The sequence below is a fragment of the Thalassolituus alkanivorans genome (assembly GCF_020447205.1).
Lineage (GTDB): Bacteria > Pseudomonadota > Gammaproteobacteria > Pseudomonadales > Oceanobacteraceae > Venatoribacter > Venatoribacter alkanivorans.
Map to the genome: position 1 here is coordinate 438,166 of NZ_JAJAEL010000035.1, position 19,369 is coordinate 457,534.

Annotated in this window: 17 protein-coding genes; 6 read left to right on the plus strand and 11 right to left on the minus strand. The window is 53.8% G+C overall.

The genetic code is table 11. The annotated features are described in order from the left end of the window. Positions 1-28: 28 nt before the first annotated feature. Together LGT44_RS12530 and LGT44_RS12535 are read left to right on the plus strand one after the other, a co-directional pair. Positions 29-670 (plus strand): NAD(P)-dependent oxidoreductase, encoded by a 642-nt coding sequence (locus LGT44_RS12530; protein WP_230332585.1) that lies wholly within the window; start codon positions 29-31, stop codon positions 668-670. A 331-nt stretch (positions 671-1,001) separates the two neighbouring features. Further along, a complete protein-coding gene (locus LGT44_RS12535) occupies positions 1,002-2,615 on the plus strand; it encodes a methyl-accepting chemotaxis protein (protein WP_230332584.1) in 1,614 nt (537 codons plus the stop codon). Between the two features lie 159 nt (positions 2,616-2,774). Here the strand turns inward: LGT44_RS12535 and LGT44_RS12540 are convergent, their stop codons facing one another. From LGT44_RS12540 to LGT44_RS12555, 4 genes are all read right to left on the minus strand, one after another. Then, positions 2,775-3,410, minus strand: coding sequence for a hypothetical protein (locus LGT44_RS12540; RefSeq protein WP_225692070.1), 636 nt, complete (start codon positions 3,408-3,410; stop codon positions 2,775-2,777). Between the two features lie 8 nt (positions 3,411-3,418). Then, positions 3,419-4,759: a peptidylprolyl isomerase gene (locus LGT44_RS12545; RefSeq protein ID WP_230332583.1), complete on the minus strand. Its 1,341-nt coding sequence runs from the start codon at positions 4,757-4,759 to the stop codon at positions 3,419-3,421. A gap of 234 nt (positions 4,760-4,993) precedes the next feature. Next, positions 4,994-6,025: a phospholipase C/P1 nuclease family protein gene (locus LGT44_RS12550; RefSeq protein WP_225692068.1), complete on the minus strand. Its 1,032-nt coding sequence runs from the start codon at positions 6,023-6,025 to the stop codon at positions 4,994-4,996. 383 nt (positions 6,026-6,408) lie between these two features. Further along, entirely contained in the window at positions 6,409-7,440 is a 1,032-nt protein-coding gene (locus LGT44_RS12555; RefSeq protein WP_145469935.1) for a phospholipase C/P1 nuclease family protein, read from the minus strand. Positions 7,441-7,873: 433 nt separating this feature from the next. On the opposite strand from LGT44_RS12555, the gene LGT44_RS12560 reads away from it, so the two are divergent. Then, positions 7,874-8,242 carry a hypothetical protein gene (locus tag LGT44_RS12560; RefSeq protein ID WP_225692067.1) on the plus strand — a complete coding sequence of 123 codons (369 nt, stop codon included), beginning with the start codon at positions 7,874-7,876 and terminating at the stop codon, positions 8,240-8,242. 163 nt (positions 8,243-8,405) lie between these two features. Here LGT44_RS12560 and fba read toward each other — a convergent pair whose 3' ends face one another. The 4 genes from fba to LGT44_RS12580 all read right to left on the minus strand — a co-directional run bounded on the left by fba (position 8,406) and on the right by LGT44_RS12580 (position 12,956). Then, positions 8,406-9,470 (minus strand): class II fructose-bisphosphate aldolase, encoded by a 1,065-nt coding sequence (gene fba / locus LGT44_RS12565; protein WP_225692066.1) that lies wholly within the window; start codon positions 9,468-9,470, stop codon positions 8,406-8,408. Between the two features lie 100 nt (positions 9,471-9,570). Continuing rightward, positions 9,571-10,812, minus strand: coding sequence for a hypothetical protein (locus LGT44_RS12570; protein WP_230332582.1), 1,242 nt, complete (start codon positions 10,810-10,812; stop codon positions 9,571-9,573). 16 nt (positions 10,813-10,828) lie between these two features. Beyond that, positions 10,829-11,731, minus strand: coding sequence for an MORN repeat-containing protein (locus LGT44_RS12575; protein ID WP_230332581.1), 903 nt, complete (start codon positions 11,729-11,731; stop codon positions 10,829-10,831). Between the two features lie 64 nt (positions 11,732-11,795). Beyond that, positions 11,796-12,956 carry a phosphoglycerate kinase gene (locus LGT44_RS12580; RefSeq protein WP_230332580.1) on the minus strand — a complete coding sequence of 387 codons (1,161 nt, stop codon included), beginning with the start codon at positions 12,954-12,956 and terminating at the stop codon, positions 11,796-11,798. A 398-nt stretch (positions 12,957-13,354) separates the two neighbouring features. On the opposite strand from LGT44_RS12580, the gene LGT44_RS12585 reads away from it, so the two are divergent. The 3 genes from LGT44_RS12585 (at position 13,355) to LGT44_RS12595 (ending at position 16,387) form a co-directional block, all read left to right on the plus strand. Continuing rightward, positions 13,355-14,536, plus strand: coding sequence for a YfaP family protein (locus LGT44_RS12585; RefSeq protein WP_230332579.1), 1,182 nt, complete (start codon positions 13,355-13,357; stop codon positions 14,534-14,536). A gap of 83 nt (positions 14,537-14,619) precedes the next feature. Then, entirely contained in the window at positions 14,620-15,732 is a 1,113-nt protein-coding gene (locus tag LGT44_RS12590; RefSeq protein ID WP_230332578.1) for a polysaccharide deacetylase family protein, read from the plus strand. A 28-nt stretch (positions 15,733-15,760) separates the two neighbouring features. After that, positions 15,761-16,387: a LysE family translocator gene (locus tag LGT44_RS12595; RefSeq protein ID WP_230332577.1), complete on the plus strand. Its 627-nt coding sequence runs from the start codon at positions 15,761-15,763 to the stop codon at positions 16,385-16,387. Positions 16,388-17,148: 761 nt separating this feature from the next. Here the strand turns inward: LGT44_RS12595 and LGT44_RS12600 are convergent. The 3 genes from LGT44_RS12600 to LGT44_RS12610 are packed head-to-tail and all read right to left on the minus strand — an operon-like array spanning position 17,149 to position 19,349. Beyond that, positions 17,149-17,850 carry an ABC transporter permease gene (locus tag LGT44_RS12600; protein WP_230332576.1) on the minus strand — a complete coding sequence of 234 codons (702 nt, stop codon included), beginning with the start codon at positions 17,848-17,850 and terminating at the stop codon, positions 17,149-17,151. Continuing rightward, positions 17,847-18,545 (minus strand): ABC transporter permease, encoded by a 699-nt coding sequence (locus LGT44_RS12605; RefSeq protein ID WP_230332575.1) that lies wholly within the window; start codon positions 18,543-18,545, stop codon positions 17,847-17,849. The genes LGT44_RS12600 and LGT44_RS12605 overlap by 4 nt, the downstream gene beginning before the upstream one ends. 57 nt (positions 18,546-18,602) lie before the next feature. Further along, positions 18,603-19,349 (minus strand): ABC transporter substrate-binding protein, encoded by a 747-nt coding sequence (locus LGT44_RS12610; RefSeq protein WP_145469945.1) that lies wholly within the window; start codon positions 19,347-19,349, stop codon positions 18,603-18,605. Positions 19,350-19,369 lie beyond the last annotated feature (20 nt).

The window sequence follows — 19,369 nt, forward strand, 5'->3', positions numbered from 1 at the left end:
ACCACTTTCAAACACAAGAGGACAGATTATGAAACTTGCCATTATTGGTGCGACCGGCTGGATTGGTTCAACTCTGGTAGCAGAGGCACAAAGCCGCGGCCACGACGCCATCGCCATTGCCCGTGACAGCAGCAACATTGCGGCGACGGGTGTGGAAAAACGCAGCCTCGACCTGACAGCCGGCGACAGCGCCAGCATCGCTGCGGCAGTTGCCGGTGCCGATCTGGTCATCGCCAGCATCGGCGGCCGTGCCGCCGGTAACCATGAGATTGTTGCGGCGTCAGCCCAGCGTCTGCTCAGCGAATTACCGGCAGCCGGGGTTAATCGTCTGCTCTGGGTCGGCGGTGCCGGCAGTCTGGAAGTTGCGCCTGGCGTCACTCTGTTATCGCTGCCGGAATTCCCACAAGCGTATAAAGATGAAGCTACAGCTCAGGGGGAAGCGCTGGCGGTATTCCGCAACAGCCACAGCGCCATGAACTGGACCTTTATCAGCCCGGCGGCAGAAATTTTCCCCGGTGAGCGCAGCGGCAACTACCGCACCGGCGGTGACAGTCTGGTCAGCGATGCTGAAGGTAACAGCCGTATTTCAGTACAGGATTATGCCGTGGCAATGATTGATGAAGCCGAAAATAATGCTCATCCAAAACAGCGGATTGGTGTTGCTTACTGAGAGTAGTAACCAAAATAAAAGGAGGCTTTGCCTCCTTTTATTTTTCCATTAATTACCTGCGGTTTGTCTGAAAAAATCCGTAAAAAACACCTCATAACCAGCTTTAATTTTCACTTATTTTCGCTGGCCTTTATCAACAACTTTGCGTAACCACAGGTTGTGCCCGGTAACCTCCGGTAACAGCCGCGATAAAAAAACAGGAAACTTGTTACGCCTTTGTAGCCGCACTGCCGATTGTCATAAAACCTTCATATTTCCCGCCTAAAAGCTGCATCCGTAACCTCTATTCTTTCCTCAGACTTTCTGAACTCTTTTAAATACGGGTACCTACATGCGAATCCGCCACCGTTTGATTCTGATGGCTGCACTGCCGGCTTTACTGGCCAGTATTATGTTTTTTTACGTCTGGATGCAGATGCCAGTGGTGGTGAATAACGCCACCCGTTTATTTGAACAACGTATGCAGCCGGTCTGGCTGTTAAGTGGTATCAGCCGCGCTTATGCCGCTAATGTGGTGGATGTTGCTCATCAGAGCCGGGCACAGATGCTGTTATGGGACGACGCAGGCCAGCGGCTGCAGCAGGCACGCGAGCAGATCGAAAACAACTGGCAGCAATATCTGGCCAGCGGCCTGACCAATACCGAACAGGAAGCCATCAGCCAGCAAGCCGGTGCTTACGATAAAGCACTGGCGGTGATTACCCGGCTGCAGCAGTTTGTGGCCGAACGCGAGTCGTACAGCATGGGCGGTTATATCGATATGGATATGTACCCACAGCTGGCGCCCATGCTGCAGCTGACCGATCAACTGATCAGCCTGCAAAGCGGGCTGGCCGCAGCAGGACAGCAACAGGCGCTGAGCGACACCCGCGCCACCATCCGCACCATTGCGCTGATGGCAGTGGTAACCATCAGCGCCATGCTGGCACTGGGCTGGTTTGGTTACCGCCGCATTCTTAATCCGTTACGGACCATCCGTAACCATGTGATTGGTATCGAACAGAGTAAAGACCTGAGCCGCCGCACCGGCATTAACAGCCAAGACGAGCTGGGCGAACTGGCCGCCGCCTTCGATAAAATGCTGAGCACTATGGCATCAACCCTGGGCGGTATGCACAGCAACGGTCAGCACCTCAGCCGTGCTGCCGGAACCCTGCTGCAGCTGGCGCAGGAAACCGGCGAGGTTGCACAGCAGCAGACACAGGAAGCCGCCATCAATGGTCAGCAGATCGCACGGGTGGCGGCAGCAGCAGCAGAAGTACGCAATGTCGCGCAAAGCGCGGAACAGGCCACGCTGGAAGCCGCGTCCAGAGTTGACGAAGGCAGCAATACGGTACAGCAGCTGGTCAGCACTATTGGCCGCTCCAGCGAACAGATACGGCAGGCCGCTGATAACGCCGAGTCCCTGCGCCGTCATTCAGAAAATATCGGCAGCGTGCTGGATGTGATCAACAGCATTGCTGAGCAGACCAATCTGCTGGCGCTGAACGCCGCGATCGAGGCGGCCCGTGCCGGTGAACAGGGGCGTGGTTTTGCCGTGGTCGCCGATGAAGTACGCACGCTGGCCAGCCGCACCTCGGCCTCTACCCGCGAGATTCAGCAACTGGTAGACGACCTGCAACAGGGCGCTAACAACACGGCCAGCGGGCTGAATGCCGTAAACCGTCTGAGTGAAGATATGGTGAATCATGCGCAGCATGCCGGGACGGCCCTGAATGCTATTCAGCAATCGGTCGAGGCCATGCGCCACACCAGCGAGAGTGTATCGCGCCTCAGCGGTGAACAGTTGGAGTTAAGTCAGAGTATTCAGAGCCGCGGTACAGAGGTGACAGAGCAGTCGCGCCGTACCGAAGAAAAAGCCAGCGAGACGAAGCAGCTCAGCCATGAACTGGCTGGCCTGGCAGAACAACAGCGACAGGCACTGTTAGTGTTTAATGTGGACTGATTCTAATCTTAATTTCGTATTGCTACGACAAAATGGGTCAGATAGGCTGACAAGTCCACTCTTTGGCAAAGGTGCTGTTCAGCCCGGCTGGCAGCGCCTTTGTTCCGTTTTTTCTGCCTCTCCTGCCTCTTTCCTGTTTTGTTACTAAAAGCTGCTGCGTTAATCAGCCGCCGGCAACCAGTTATCTTCCGGTTTAAAGGTGTCCTGCATAATGTCCGGATGTTCCTGCTGCAGTTTGAGGGCCATTTCTTCAATTTTGCGGATTTTTTCCCGCGCAAAAGCGACTTCTTCTTCACTGATACCGCCAGCCTCAGCCTGATCAATATACTGCTGAATCAGGGCGGTTTTCTGTTTGCTGGCCTCAACAAAGGCGCGGAACATACGCTTTTCCTGACGCTGCTCGTAAGCCAGGTACTGCTCTTCATCGGCCAGCTCTTCGGCCGTCGGCATTTCCCGCGGGCGCGAAGGTGACAGTTTCGGCGCACGCGGATCACCGTTAATACGCGCAGCCTGCATACTGGCAATGGCATCACTGTTCAGCCGTGGCAGCCAGGCATCCAGCTCGCTGTTATCCAGATCATGGATGGCGTTGTCTGCATTTTTTGCACTGGCAGAATCCGGCGCAGCCGGTGCCTGCAGTGGTGGCACAACGGTTGGTGTGTAAGCTGGCTCCTCTGTCTGCGGCGAAGCATTGTTCTCACCCACCAGTACATCCACCTGACGCAGCCACAATAAAGCCGCAATCAGACCAGCACCTGTTCCCAGCAGCAATAGGGTTATGATTTTGGCCTTCATCGGTGGTTTCAGCTCTGTGGTTGCAGACGACGATTAAGGTGAATATCGGCATCGTTGCGCAATTTTTTCTGCAGCGCCTGCAGCTCCCGCTGCAAGGCTGCCCGCGCCAGTTCATGCGAAAGCTCATACCGCACGCCTTCATCACTCAGCGGTAAATAACCATCCACCCGCTCATCCACCCAGAGAATTTCGTACACAACATCGCCTTCGTTCTGCGGACTGCGGAATGCAGGTGACACTTGCCCGGCAGGTTGCACAAAGGCCACTGAGTGCAGCCAGGTGCGGTCTTTTTCACCGCGTTTAAGCCAGCCCAGCTCGCCGCCTTTATCTTTATCAGCGGCAATGGAATAGCGCTTTACTGCATCAGCAAAAGATAAACCGCCGCGGATTTCGGCGACGATGGCATCTGCCTGCGCCTGATCAGCCACGCGGATATGCCGCACTTTGGCACGCTCGACCACGCGAAAATCGTCTTTATGTTCGTTATAACCAGCCTGTAATTCAGCGTCGGTAATTCTGGCCGCACGTGCACGCAGGGCCGGATTATCATCATGAATATCCATATTAATACCCATGCTGGCCAGTAAGCGCTGACGCTGTTCCTGATTCAGAATCACCTGTTGCAGCGCCTGCCAGTCTGCCTCGCTGAGCTGCTTTTTCGCCCAGTTCAGAACATACAGACCACCGACATATAACCGTGTCTGCTGCTGTAAATAATCAAGATTACCGCTCTGCAGCGCCAGACGGCCCTGCACATTCTGACGCTGATAAATATCCAGCAGACTGACTTTGCCGCCTTCCGCCAGTTCCGTATTCAGCACAGCAAAATCTGCAGCTGCGGTTTTCTGTTCCGGGGTCAGATCAATGGTCAGCCCTGGCTGTAATTTAATCAGCGCATTCAGGCGTTCCACATTCAGTTCAGGATTCCACTGCACCAGACTGGAAAAATTTTTCCCCGGCAAGGCGTTCACACTGGCGACAATCTGCTCATTGAAATAGCCACGCAATAAAGCAACCAGACGGTTATGACGCTCAACTGCAGCAGCAAAAGCCACGCGGTTTTCCGGATTCAGCTGCCCGGCTGTCAGATGCGTGCGGGCGTATTCCGCCATTAAGGCGTCGTCGAGTAACTGTTGCAGAATGGTTTGCAGGGTCAGGGTTTTACCGCTGGCCTGCGCGGCTTTCTGCTGTTTATGCAGAAAAATATCCAGCAGGGTACGACTCAGGGTCAGATCTCCGACACGGGCAATCTGCTCTTCATGTTCCAGACTGTACTGAATGCCTGCCGAGGCCTGGGCAGGCAACAGAAAAGACAGCATAACGGCAAAGAATACGGCGTATTTTTTCATGGCTTCGTTATAGATCCGGTGGCGGTGTTAACTGGAATAATGACCGGTATGAATGACAAAGTCTTTTTCCGGGCAAAAAAAAGCAGGATGATCCTCACGCAAATCATCCTGCAAACACCTGAAACAAAATTTCAGAGTGGGGCCTTCACAACGACTGCTCTGACAATCCATGCCTGAGCAGCCTTTGTGACCTTGGACAGCAACACCCTGATCAGGCGTCGCTGCCGCTATCCTTTAAAAACGATTCGCAGCGTGGTTCAGTACATGCACCGTCATGGCGATGGCATGTGGAATCACAACCTTGGCAACCTGAGTGCGGTCTGCCGAAGAGGTGCTGCTCAGTACAATACCGCCCTGGCTGTAAGAGATCGCACCACCCTGAGTCAGCAGAGGACGGATATCTTTCTGGTTAGCCGGAACCGGAGTGAAATCATTCAGGGCTGAAGTCACCAGCGCATCGTTATTCAGATCCAGTGCGGTGTAGTTGTCTTCTACCCAGCCTTCCCAACCGGAGTGGTTCAGGTCAGAGGTCGTCCAGGTGTGGTGCGGCTGCAGCAGGTCAGTGGTGTGCAGGGTAAAGCCCAGCATCTGTGCCGTTGGGTTTTTCCAGAATTCGTTGTACCAGTGCTGGCCGAGGTTATCGATCGGCTGGAACGGGATTTTTTCGAAGTCGGCATACATGCCTTTATTGGAACTGCTGCCCTGACGGTAGTTGGCTTCGGTAATACCGTAGCTGTTGTATTCAGAATCTTCGGAGCAGGACCAGAAGAAGCACCAGCCGGTCATACCGCCTTTACCATCGTCCAGGTGATCACCCACCAGCCAGGTAGCGGCCAGGTTATCCACGGCACCCCAGACGGTCAGCAGATCGTAGTTATAACCACCCAGGTCATTACCATGAGCATCACCACCGCGGGTGTGGTTCTGGAAGTGCCAGTAAGAGGTGTACTTCACGATAGAGGCACCTGCGCCCCATACCGGAGCTTCAACACAATCACCGGTTACCGCACCACAGATAAAGGTGTCAGCAAAATCATCCACATCGTAGGCACCCTGCCCCAGAACTTCAGCAAACTGTTCCATGCTGTAACCGGCAGCCTGTGCTGCGGCAGCCAGCTTGTTGTATTCGGTGGTATCCGGATGCGCCGCCATGTAACTGATAGCATCTTTAACAATGCGTTTATGGGTCGGCTGGGTAAATGCTTCAGCATTCATTGCGCCGATGGTCAGGGCTGCGCTGACAGAGAGGGCCAGAGTGTGTTTCATAGTGGATTCGCCTGTGTGTTTTTGGTCTTACTAAACTCGCACAGCATTGTGAATACCGCGTTGCGCTGCGGTGACGACTCTGAGTCAGAACAATGAATAACGAGTGTGTTTTTATTTTTTTAAAACCGTCACGACGACCGTGATGCAGCTAAGACTAATAACTGAGAATGGTCGCCGACAATACGTCGGCTGGCACTTGGCCTGAATGGGCACAGATTAATTTCAAACTGTCCCGAACGGTGAATACGGCGACTTTTTTGGACCATCACTAATAATTAAAATATTAATTATAGCGATATAATAGTAATTGGTCTGACCTTATTTAAAGGCAAAAAAAACCGGATAATCACAGGATTACCCGGCTTGCGGAAATAATTAAAGCCTCAGAAACGGTTAGCTGCGTGATTCAGAATATGCACTGTCATCGCAATCGCATGCGGGATAACAATTTCTGCAATTTGCTCACGGTCAGCATCGGCTGTACTGCTCAGCACAATACCACCCTGACCATAAGAAACAGCTCCACCCTGAGTGAGTAAGGCACGAATATCATGCTGTCCGGCAGCAACCGGTGTGAAGCTGTTCAGCGCAGCACTGACAAGTGCATCATTATTCAGTTGCAGAGCACTGTAATTATCTTCCACCCAGGTTTCCCAGCCGGCATGATTCAGGCTGGAGGTTGTCCAGGTATGGTGCGGCTGCAGCAGATCGGTGGTGTGCAGTACAAAGCCCAGCGTCTGCACCGTTGGCTGATTCCAGAATTCGTTGTACCAGTGCTGACCCAGGTTATCGATCGGCTGGAATGGCATGGTTTCGAAATCTTCGTACATGCTCTTGCTGGAGCTGCTTCCCTGACGGTAATTCGCTTCGGTTACACCATAGGTGTTGTATTCAGAGTCTTCGTTACAGCTCCACCAGTAGCACCAGCCGGTCATGCCACCCGGACCATCATCCAGATGATCGCCTTTCAGCCAGGTTGCGGCCATATTGTCGACATCGCCCCATACGGTCAGCAGATCGTAGTTATAGCCACCCAGATCGTTGCCATGGGCATCTGCACCACGGGTGTGGTTCTGAAAGTGCCAGTAGGAGGTGTACTTGGCGATGGATGAACCCGCCCCCCAGACCGGCGCCTCAACACAGTCACCACTCACGGCGCCACAGATAAACGTATCGGCAAAGTCATCGACATCGTAGGCGCCCTGACCCAGCACTTCCGCAAACTGCGCCATGGTGTAGCCCGCAGCCTGAGCCGCCGCCGCCAGCTTATTGTATTCCGTAGTATCCGCATGGGCTGCCATATAGCTGACGGCGTCCTGCACAATGCGCTTATGGGTTGGCTGGGAGAAGGCCGCAGCATTCAGCGACGAACCCAACAGAGCCACCCCCAGGGTGGTCAGTAAAACCGGTTTCATGATTCTTCCTCATTTATGATGATTATTGTTAAGCCGCTCAGGCATATCTGTCTCCTGACTCAGGATGAGCGCAGCAGATGACAAACAGGCTTCGCCTGAACAGCGGCCGAACCATAAACAAGCAATTTCCTACCAAGCAATATACCAAGTAGTTTTTGGCACAAATGGAGACAGCTTTTTTGTACTTTTGTCTTAATCGGTGCTCAGTTTTTCCTGATTTACCACTTTTAAAACGGTCGTACAGATTCCTCCGCACCCGCCAATAAACAACCTATACCGATATAAAATGACAAGTGAATCAATATCCGGCGATGGAATTTCTATAGCTTCCTCATGCTGATAGTATTCCCGGTACGATGTGCCTGTTGCTTCACCGCCCCGAATTCACAGCCCCAAAGACAGAACGCCAGCCAATTACCTGCAGGATGCCCCTATGAAATTACCCCTGAGTTTTATCTTTCTGACCGCGCTGAGCTCATTCAGCAGTGCTTTTGAGGTTGGCCGCAATGAATGGACCAACGCCATGACCACAGCACTGCCCAATGCGTTTTGCCAGCCGCAACAGTTTTTCCGTCAGTGTTTTGATATCAGCGAAGCGCAGTGTATGGAAACGGCGACACAAACCACCCGTCAGTGTCTGCAGCAGTTTTCAGCGCAGTTCCCACAGGTATTTCAGCAACCGGCCGATGGCTCTTACTGGGGAACACAGGTTGGCCAGTGTGCTGGTGAGGCCTATCAGACAACACTGAGCAAGCAGTTTAAAAATACCGCTAAATGCAATGACGTTAACCAGTGGATGTGATCTGGACTACGAAGGTAAATATTCAGCCTAGCAAAGCGCTAGTCGGGAACGACGCTTAACGCGCTGCCGCGCGGCCCGAAGGGTGGCCGCCACGGACGGCGGACATAAAAAAACCCGCTTGCGCGGGTTTTTTATTAAGCCGGTAACTAAACGCGTTAAGCGCTTAGTTTACCTTGGCATTCAGCTCGCCACTGGCGTAACGCTGGAACATGTTGTCCAGAGAGATCGGTTTGATCCTGGAGGCGTTGCCGGCAGTACCGAAGGCTTCGTAACGGGCGATACAGATATCGCGCATTGCGGTCACAGTCTGAGCGAAGAATTTACGCGGATCGAACTCACTCGGATGCTCAGCCATCATGCGACGCATAGCGCCGGTAGAGGCCAGACGCAGATCGGTATCGATGTTTACTTTACGCACACCGTACTTGATGCCTTCCACGATTTCTTCAACCGGTACACCGTAGGTTTCTTTAATGTCGCCGCCGTACTGGTTAATGATTGCCAGCCACTCCTGCGGCACAGAAGAAGAACCGTGCATAACCAGGTGAGTGTTCGGAATACGCTTGTGGATTTCCTTGATACGGTCAATCGCCAGGATATCCCCTGTTGGTGGCTTGGTGAACTTGTAGGCGCCGTGGCTGGTACCGATGGCAATTGCCAGAGCATCCACCTGAGTACGCTTAACAAAGTCAGCTGCTTCTTCCGGATCGGTCAGCATCTGGCTGTGATCCAGTACGCCTTCAGCACCGATACCGTCTTCTTCACCGGCCATACCGGTTTCCAGAGAACCCAGACAACCCAGCTCGCCTTCTACCGATACACCACAGGCGTGCGCCATATCGACGGTGCGCTTGGTCACGTCAACGTTGTATTCGTAAGAAGTCGGGGTTTTACCGTCTTCACCCAGAGAACCGTCCATCATCACTGAGCTGAAGCCCAGCTGGATAGAACGCTGACACACGTCCGGCGAGGTACCGTGATCCTGGTGCATACACACAGGAATATGCGGAAACTCTTCAATCGCGGCCAGAATCAGGTGACGCAGGAAAGGAGCGCCTGCGTACTTGCGGGCACCGGCAGACGCCTGAACAATCACCGGAGAGTCGGTCTTGTCGGCGGCTTCCATAATGGCGCGCATCTGTTCCAGGTTGTTCACATTAAATGCCGGTACGCCGTAGCCGAATTCGGCGGCGTGATCCAGCATCTGACGCATGCTGATTAATGCCATGTCAAAATACCTTAACTGTGAAAATTGGCTGGCCGCTATTCTAACGGCTTATGTTATGGATAGAAACGGCTATTGGCTGCTGTCTGCAGCGCCGCGCCGATCAGGCCCCGTCATCCTGCCAATCTCCCGCCTCCAGCCTGCGGATCATAGCCAGTTCACGCTCAGCCTGAGCCGCGGCAAACTGCTCCAGCGCCGCCGCCAGTGGTTGCCAGCGCTCTTCTGGCCAGAGTTGCTGCAGAAAAACAGCTTCGTTGCAGGCGGCAAACTCCCGTGCGGTGACAAAGAAATCCTCCGTGGTCTGCAGCAGCGAAGAAGAGAGAAGAGAATCCTGCAGACGGCGGCACAGGGTCAGATAGAAAGCGACGATAAGCTGATCGGCCTGTTCGTAATCCAGCTCCTCGATTTGGGCATTGATGCGGTCAAACAACGCATCATGCTCACCATGCAGGCGGATGCCGTCAAAATCATCCTCGGTAAAGAGTTCGCAATCGGGAGCATTCAGCCATAACAGCGGATAGTCGTCCTCTTCCTGCGTGATTTCATGCGGCTGAATCAGCGCGATGGTGGGCGGTAACGGCCCCTGGTCTGAGTATTCAAACAGGAAGCAGCCAACGGTATTGGCAACCGGCGCCGCCTGCAGATCGGCCAGAATTTTATCGTGCAGGGCTGAACTGGCCTGCTCCAGCATGTCCGCCAGCGACAGCGCTTCGTGCGAGCGGTCATAGACAATGCTGTTCTGTGTCAGGTTGCGGATGATCTCAACCTCGCCCGTGCTGCTGAATTCAACCAGGCTTTCCATATAAGGCGTCAACTCTGGTGCAACACCGACCTCTGGCATGCGGGCAGAACGCTCAATAATGCGTACACCGGCCTCACTCCACTCATAATCACCGACCTTTAAACCGTATTCACGGGCGGTAATAAACGTGACAGGGTAGCCCTCGGCATCTTTTTTCAGAAACTCAATAACAATGGGTTTTACTTCGGCGCCATTGCGATAAATCTGCTGGCGGCAGGACCAGTCACCGAGCTGATAAAACGCCGTGTCATAACTGACGTCGTCGCCAATCAGATATTTGGTCGCATGCAACTGCCGGCCCTGCAGTGCAACAACAATGATGCCATCGGCCGTGGTATCCATCTCATCGACCGACGGGTAAATCGTACAGCGCTCAGGCGGCATATGCTGCAGATACTGCACAAAGGGCTCTAAGGAAAAGAAGTCCAGACTGGCAAAGCCCACCTGATACTCACCGGACATCAGTTCATCCAGCGATAAATCAGCAAAATGTTCCGGCGCTACCGTGCTGAATAATTCAGCAATCTGCTTGAGAGGATTCATCCCTGGACTCCGTTAGTTACTCGCCGGTATCGGCGCTGTTATAACCACTGCTGCGATCCAGATTACGCAGCATATTTTTTTCTTCCGCCGATAACGCCTGCGACCAGGAACCCGGCTGGCCACCACTGCCACGTACAGTGCGCAGATATTCCAGATGGCGGGCCATCAGACGGCGCTGCACGAAGACATCATCCACCCGGTCATTGCGGTAATAACGGCAGGGCTCATAAGCACCTTCATGTAAGCAGATACCATCACCATGGCGCAGACCTTCAGCAAAGCCACCATCGTAAACAATGCGGTTATTTTCCAGCCATTTTCCCTGTACAAAACGACCATCCGTTACACGTCCGCGAAATTCATGACCTTCAGTGTGCCGGGCAATCCCCTCACCCTGTGCCACGCCCTGCGGACACTCACCGCTCATCCAGAACCAGTCCGGCTCCTGCAGTGCACACTGACTGCTGGCCTGTAACTCTGCCCGTATCTGCTGCAGGCGTTCTGCCAGAGCCTGCTGTGCTTTATTGCGGAAAATATTTTCCGGCTCTGCGCGAAGAAAGATCTGGTAATTATCCACCTCATTGATGCTGCGTACAGCCTGCCAGCTCAGTACGTCCAGGTCGTAAACCGCGAAGGCTTCCAGGGCATAATTAAGTGCACAGATTTTTGCCAGATCGCGGGCGGTAACACCAGCGGCCGCGCGATCCCGGCCATTAGGACAGGCAATCGGCCGACGGCTGAGGCGGGTTTCATCAGCACCATCGATTAAGGCTGAGAAAATGGCTTTTGAATCAGACAAAACCGCCTGATGAAGGTTGTTACCAGCCTCGCTGGTTACTTTTTTGGCAGGTCGCTGGGCACAGCCGGCCACAACACCAGCGCCCATAACCAATAAGAGGCATAAAAGAATGCTGCGCATACTCTTCCCTGAATATATGAATGTGAAAATGAAACAGGGCTGCCTATGGCAGCCCTGATCTGACTTACTTGGCGCGTTCTTCCAGAATCGCAACCGCAGGCAGTACTTTGCCTTCTACGAACTCCAGGAAAGCGCCACCACCGGTCGAGATGTAAGACACTTTATCGGCAATTTCATATTTATCAACAGCGGCCAGAGTGTCACCACCGCCGGCAATAGAGAAGGCATCGGATTCGGCAATCGCCAGTGACAGGGCTTTGGTGCCTTCGCCGAACTGGTCGAATTCGAACACACCCACCGGGCCGTTCCAGATAATGGTTTTGGCGCTCTTCAGCTGTTCGGCCAGTGCTTTGGCGGAATCCGGACCGATGTCGAAGATCATATCGTCGGCTTCTACCGCATCAGCGCTTTTCAGTGTCGCGGCTGCTGATTCGGAGAATTCTTTACCGCACACAACGTCAGTCGGCAGCGGAATAGAGACTTTTTCCATCAGCTTTTTCGCTGCCGGAATCAGGTCTTCTTCACACAGGGATTTGCCCACTGGCTTGCCAGCTGCGGCCAGGAAAGTGTTGGCAATACCGCCACCGACGATGATCTGATCACAGATATCGGACAGGCTTTCCAGCACTTCCAGTTTGGTCGACACTTTTGAACCACCAACGATGGCCACCAGCGGACGCGCCGGCGTTGCCAGGGCTTTGCCCAGTGCATCCAGTTCAGCCGCCAGCAATGGGCCGGCACAGGCAACCGGCGCAAACTTGGCCACACCGTGAGTAGACGCCTGAGCGCGGTGAGCGGTACCAAAGGCATCCATCACGAATACATCGCACAGTGCGGCATACGCCTGCGCCAGTTCGTCGGCGTCTTTTTTCTCGCCTTTGTTAAAGCGCACGTTTTCCAGCAGCACCACTTCGCCAGCGGCGACTTCAACGCCTTCGCGAAAATCTTTGATAACGTTAACGTCACGGCCGAGCAGGCCGGCCAGGTGGGCAGCAACCGGCTTGATGGACGATTCTTCGTCGTACACGCCTTCTTCCGGACGACCCAGGTGGGACATAACAATCACCTTGGCACCGGCATCCAGAGCCAACTGAATGGTTGGCAGCGACGCACGGATACGCGCATCGGATGTGACCTTGCCGTTCTTTACCGGAACGTTCAGGTCTTCACGGATCAGAACGCGCTTGCCGCTCAGATCCAGATCGGCCATTTTCAATACAGTCATGATAACCCCACTCACAATATTCAGTAGCTGATGCGCCCGCGCTGCCGGTTCAGCGTGTAAGGCTTACGCGCTGAACCGGGCCCTGCTGGCGATGAAAAAATTTGGGGCGCGATTATAGCAGCAAGCGCCCGCCGGCCCTAGTCCTGCACGCGCGGCATCTGGTTCTGCCCACAGAGGGAGCTGATGGGTGCAAAGTCCTCTGAGACAGGAGCATGAAGGTTCCGGGGCCAGTCCTGAAAAACAGACTTTCAGCAAGCCGGATTCAGATAGTGTGAACGGGTCCTTATCGTCAAGGTAGTTATTGATAGAGGTTGCAGCTAGAATCTGCGGTCTTCATTCGGCTCAACCCGGAGCGAGCCGAAGTGACAATTCCAGGACTGTTAATAAAGGAAGACCCCATGTTCAAATCCTGCTTACGCCTCAGCAGCCTGCTGCTGGCAACCTCACTGGCTTTGCCTGCTGCTGCACTGGAAGTCAAAGTGCTGAGCGCCGTGGTTAAAGACGAAAAAATCGCCGATGCCAAAATCACCTGGCAGCGCAACGGTGAAAGCTCTGTAAGCGCCACATCGACTGCCAACGGTGTCGCCAGCGCCAGCAGCACCCTGGCCGACGATAACGATACCACCATGATTATCGACAAAGCCGGTTACTCCACCCTGGTGGTGAAGTGCCCGTGTGATGGCTTTACCTACGCCCTGTCACCGGTAATGCAGAACCTCGATGGTCTGCGCGTGGTACTGACCTGGGGTAGCACACCATCCGATCTGGACTCACACCTGACCTACCCGGCGAACCACGTGTTCTACGTGAAAAAACAGGGCCGTGATGCCAATCTGGATGTGGATGACACCAACAGCTATGGTCCGGAAACCATCACCATCGAGCAAAAACATAACGGCGAACGCTACGTCTACGCCGTACACGATTACAGCAACCACAGCAGCAAAACCTCCAAAGCCCTGGGTAACAGCAGCGCCCGCGTGCAGGTGTATGTTGGCCAGACGCTGATCCGTACCTATAACGTAAAACCGCAGCAGACCGCCTCCAGCTGGGTGGTGTTCGGCATCGATGAAAACGGCGCCTTCCACGATATTGATCAGTACCTGAGCCTGAACCGTGAAGGTCTGGCCTCGCACCTGAACAGCCTGATCAGCGCAGAATCCTTCGAGAGCCACTCACTGATCACCGACGCCATCAAGAAAGAAGCCAAGCGGATTAATACCCGTGGCGAAAAACTCTATGGCGAGAAGAAACTGGAAGAAGCTATGTACGCCTTCCAGGATGCCGTTAACCTTTACCCAAGCTTTGGTCAGGCCTACAGCAACCTGGGTCTGACTTATCAGAAGCTGAACCGTACCGCCGAAGCGCTGTGGGCTAACCGCAAAGCGATCGAACTGGCGTCCGGTAACAGCAAGGCGCGGGTTCAGGCCAGCAGCTACTACAACATTGCCCGTATTTATGAAGCCAGTGGCCGCTGGCAGGATGCGCTGGACAACTTCCGCAAAGCCAAGTCTCTGCGTGAGCACAGCGCTTACGACAGTGGCATCACACGGATGCAGGAAAAACTGAATCAGCAGTAAGGCTGACACTTAAAACCCCGCGCCTGCGGGGTTTTTTATTCCGTCTGCGCCGATATCACTCCGCATCGTCAAAAGGATATTCCATGCGTTTTATTTTCCCACTGCTACTGGGCCTGATCATCAGCCCACTCACTCAGGCCGCCGGCCCCGCTAAAGTCGCCACGCTGGAGCGCAGCCTGTGGCCACAACCGTTAACCAGCGCCGTAGCATTTGACCGTGCCTCCGCCGCCGAAATTCTGACCTTCGCCCGCTTGCTGGAAGCCACGCCACTGAGCAACGAAGCCGACATCAAAGCCTTCACCGCCGTCGATAAGCCCGATGCCGCCAGCGTGCAGCGCTGGCTGGAGAAAACCCGGCAGCGGCTGCAGGCTAACTACGCACAGGCCTGTGGTCAGTGTGCCGCGTCCGCCAGCTGGGCGGCATTAATAACCGCCAGCCAACAGCCCGCTGCCGACGGTTATCAGAATTGGGCCAAAGCCAGTGAAGCATTTCACTTACGTTACCTGTATGAACAGGTGCGTCTGGCGGCATTATTCCCGCGTATTACCAGTGAAATTCACACCTTTAATCAGCACGAGGTGGATGGTTTTGAATTACCCGACCGTCAGTTTCTGCTGAGCTATGATGACGGCCCGGCACCCGACCGCTTAAAAGAGGGTGTAAAAGTAAACGGCACTGAGCAGCTGGTTAAAGCACTGGAAAGTGCCGGTATGCGTGCACAGTTTTTCGCACTGGGCGAACGCATTAAACAGCAGAAAGCACCTGAAGATTTTTACGCCAGTCAGTGTCTGGGTTCCCACGGCGAGGTACACAAAAGCCACCAGAAATGGGACGGCTGGGCCGATTCCATTAACACCACGCGCACCCGTCTGAATGATTACCAGCCGGGCCCTTATTGGTTCCGGCCGCCTTACGGTCAGCGCAGCGAAGTCCTGACCACCGCACTGCAACAGACTGGTGAAGGCGTTATGCTGTGGAATATCGACAGTCAGGACTGGAACCGAAAATTAAGCGATAAAGACGTTGAAGACCGGGTGATTACCCTGATGCTGTTATGGCGTCGCGGTATTATTCTTTACCACGATATCCACCCGCGGGCGCTGGCCAATTTAGCCGCACTGCAGACCCTGCAGCAACAGGCTGGGCTGAACTGGCGTGACTGTCACAGCCTGCAGCCAAAAGCCACAAAACTCTGACAACACAGTAACCGGCAGGAATACAATTTTGGACAGCGGACTCTACCTGATTTTTCTGGCAACCACGGTTATGTTAATCATGGTGCCCGGCCCTTCTGCCATCACCGCAGCCAGTCAGGGTGCCAGCCACCCGCAAGGCAAAGCCTTTTTTGGTGTGCTGGGCATCGCCTGCGCTGATGTGTTGTATTTTTCGCTGTCTGCCACCGGTATTGCCTCGTTAATTATTGCCTCGGCCACACTGTTCGCCCTGATTAAATGGGTTGGCGTTGCCTACCTGTTCTATCTGGGACTGAGTGCCATATTCAGCAACGCCGGGCCCATTAATCTCAGCCGTGAGCAAAAGGTGAGCAGACCCGGCAAGCTGTTTTATCAGGGATTAATCGTACAGCTCGCCAACCCCAAGGCACTGCTCTATTTTTCTGCTCTGCTGCCGCAGTTTATTGATCCGGCAGAACCTGTGCTGCTGCAGCTATTGATTATGGGGGCTTCCTGCCTGCTCGCCGACCTGCTGGTGTACAGCACATTCAGCTATATGGGGAATCATCTGGCACGCAAACAACTGAAAGCACGGGTGGTTAATGCGATTAATAAAACCGCAGGTCTAACCCTGATTGCGACCGGAGTCAGAATCGCGATGATGGAGGCTAAGAATTAATCGCTCCCGGATAGCGAAGATAAAAAAACCTGCCAAAGCACACTGCTGTCCCATAGTTTTTAATCAGCACCATAGCTGGCAAAAACAGCATTTTTTAACATCAAGGCCTGCTGCCTCTCAGGGGAACTTATCCCCTTGCCGGCGGGCCGACCCCAGCTTCGCGCTTTCTGGGCCGTCACCCTTGAAACCTTGATACTTACTGGCAGCGCGCCTCATCGGCCATCCATGGCCGGAGCCGCTTGTCCGCATCCCTGCGGACAGACCAGACATATCAGCGGTTTCTGCGGCGGCCCCAGAGGCGCAGAAAACCGTCACCTCGCTGCTGCGTTTCAGAGCAAGCAGTTTGTCTGCAATTTCATGTCGCAAACGCTGTTCAGTTGAAATACGGCTTAGCGGGTTACTGTAATCGGCGATCGTGCGGCGCCAGACAACCAGATGATTCTGCGGCCTTCAGAGCAAAACCCTGCCCCGGAACGATACAAATTATTGGTATTTTAAAACGTCGTTCCGGGGCGAATTGTTTTGCGTGCCGCATAATCATTGCAGTTGGCTGCCCTCTTTTTTCTAAGTCAGGCCGGACGCGCCGAAAAGAGAGGATCGTAAGGAGATACCTCTCCTTGCAGGGGGCCAGGGGCTTGCCCCGGTAAAGCGTTTCAGATTGAAAAACAGTAGTCGATCAATGCTGCCGTTTGGAGTGACATATTGTCACTCCAAACTGTGGGACAGTAGTGTGACAAAGCAGGTTTTTTTATGGGTATTTATCAGCCTTCTCGGCTGATGTATTTATGCCGGTTAACCCTTAACTCCATCAACCGGAATAAGCCGATCAGCACGGCCGACATCACCAGGTACATCATGCCGGCAGCGAAGAAAATCTCCAGCGGCGTATAAGTACGGGCAATAATCGTGCGCGCCATACCGGTAATATCCAGCAGGGTAATGGTCGAGGCCAGCGCACTGCTTTTCAGCATTAACAGAAATTCGTTGCTGTAAGCCGGCAGTACAATACCCAGCGCTCTTGGCAGAATAATACGGCGGATTTTGGTCAGCCGGTTCATGCCCAGCGCGTCGGCGACTTCAATTTCGCCATGGGGAATTGCCTGAATGGCACCACGGATTAATTCTGCGCTGTAAGCCGAGGTATTCATGGTGAAAGCAATAATGGCGCACCAGTAAGGTTCTTTCAGAATCGGCCAGAGGAACGAGTCTTTCACCGCATCAAACTGCGAAGCACCGTAATAAATCAGGAATATCTGTACCAGCAGTGGCGTGCCACGGAAGAAAAAGATATAGCCATAGGCCAGACCTTTAAGCAGCGGCTGTGTTGACGCGCGCATTAACGCCAGAGGCACCGCCATCAGAATACCGAACAGGCCGGATAAACCGACCAGCTCTAATGTCAGCCAGGCGCCTTCCAGCAGGCGTGGGAAATACTCCCAGATTACAGACCAGTCCCAGTTCATGCCCGTCGCCCACGCAGTTCAGGTTTACTCAGACGCTCAAGAATTTCGGTCACCAGCGTCGCCAACAGGGTCAGCGCCAGATACAGAATGGCGGCTGCCAGATAAAAATCAAAAGGATGTTTGGTTGCCGCAGAACCCACACTGGCCTGACGCATTAATTCATTCAGACCAATCACCGATACCAGTGCGGTATCTTTCAGCAGTACCTGAAATAAATTGCCCAGTCCGGGAATGGCCAGACGCCACACCTGTGGAAAAATAATGCGGAAGAAGGTTTGCCCGCGGCTCATGCCCATCGACTGTGCCGACTCCCACTGCCCCTTGGGTACTTCCAGCATCGCCATACGGAATACTTCCGTGGCGTAAGCACCAAAGGCAATAGCCAGAGCTGCAACACCGGCAGCAAAAGCGCCGACTTCGATGTATTCGTCATAACCAAAAAAGTTGGCCGCCCACATCAGCAGCTGAGCGCCGCCGTAATACAGGGTTAATACCAGCAATAATTCCGGCACGCCGCGCACCAGCGTGGTGTACAGCGTGGCCGGAATACGCAAAAACGGTGAAGGCGACAGCTTGGCGGCCGCCCCCAGTAAGCCGATCACCAGTCCGATGGCTAAGCTGGCCAGTGCCAGCTGAATGGTCATCAGCGCTCCGCTGAGTAACAGATGGCCAAAGCCCTGTAAATCCATCAGCATGCAGCGTCGTCCTGGTGTGTCATATCGTTCATCGGCTTACCTCTGAGCAGCGCTCGCTCAGTAAATATCAAACGGGAAATATTTAGCGTTAATTTCTTTGTAGGTGCCGTTGGCAACAATGGCATCCAGCGCTTTATTCAGACGTTCCTGCAGTTTGTCGCCTTTACGCACCGCGATACCGATTTTGTCATCGATATCCAGATCGGCACCTTTAAATTCGAAATTCGCGCCGTCTTTGCTTTGCAGCCAGTCATAGGCCGGGAATTTATCCGACAGGATGGCGTCGATACGGCCAGCAGCCAGATCGAGGTAAGCGTTATCCTGAGTGTCGTACAGTTTTACATTCACCACGTCGCTGTATTTATCTTCCAGCGTCTGGCCGGAAATCGTCGCGCGCTGCGCTCCAACGCTGAGGCCTTTCAGTCCGTCCATGCTGGTGTCCAGAGCTTTGCCTTTGGCAGCCACAAACGCCAGGCTGTTGGTGTAATACTTATTGGTAAAATTCACCACGCGCAGACGTTCTTTGGTGATCGACATTGAGGCAATAATGGCGTCGTACTTACGTGCCATCAGACCCGGAATAATGCCATCCCAGTCCTGCGCCACGATTTCGCACTCGGCTTTCATTTCGGCACACAGGGCTTTGGCGATATCGATATCAAAACCAACCAGATTGCCATTGGCATCGATCATATTGAACGGTGCGTAAGCCCCTTCAGATGCGATGCGGATTTTTTCAGCAGAAGCGAATGGCGACAGCATAACGCTGGCCGCCAGGCACAGAGTGGCAACGAATTTTTGCATGGTGTTAATCCTCAGCAATA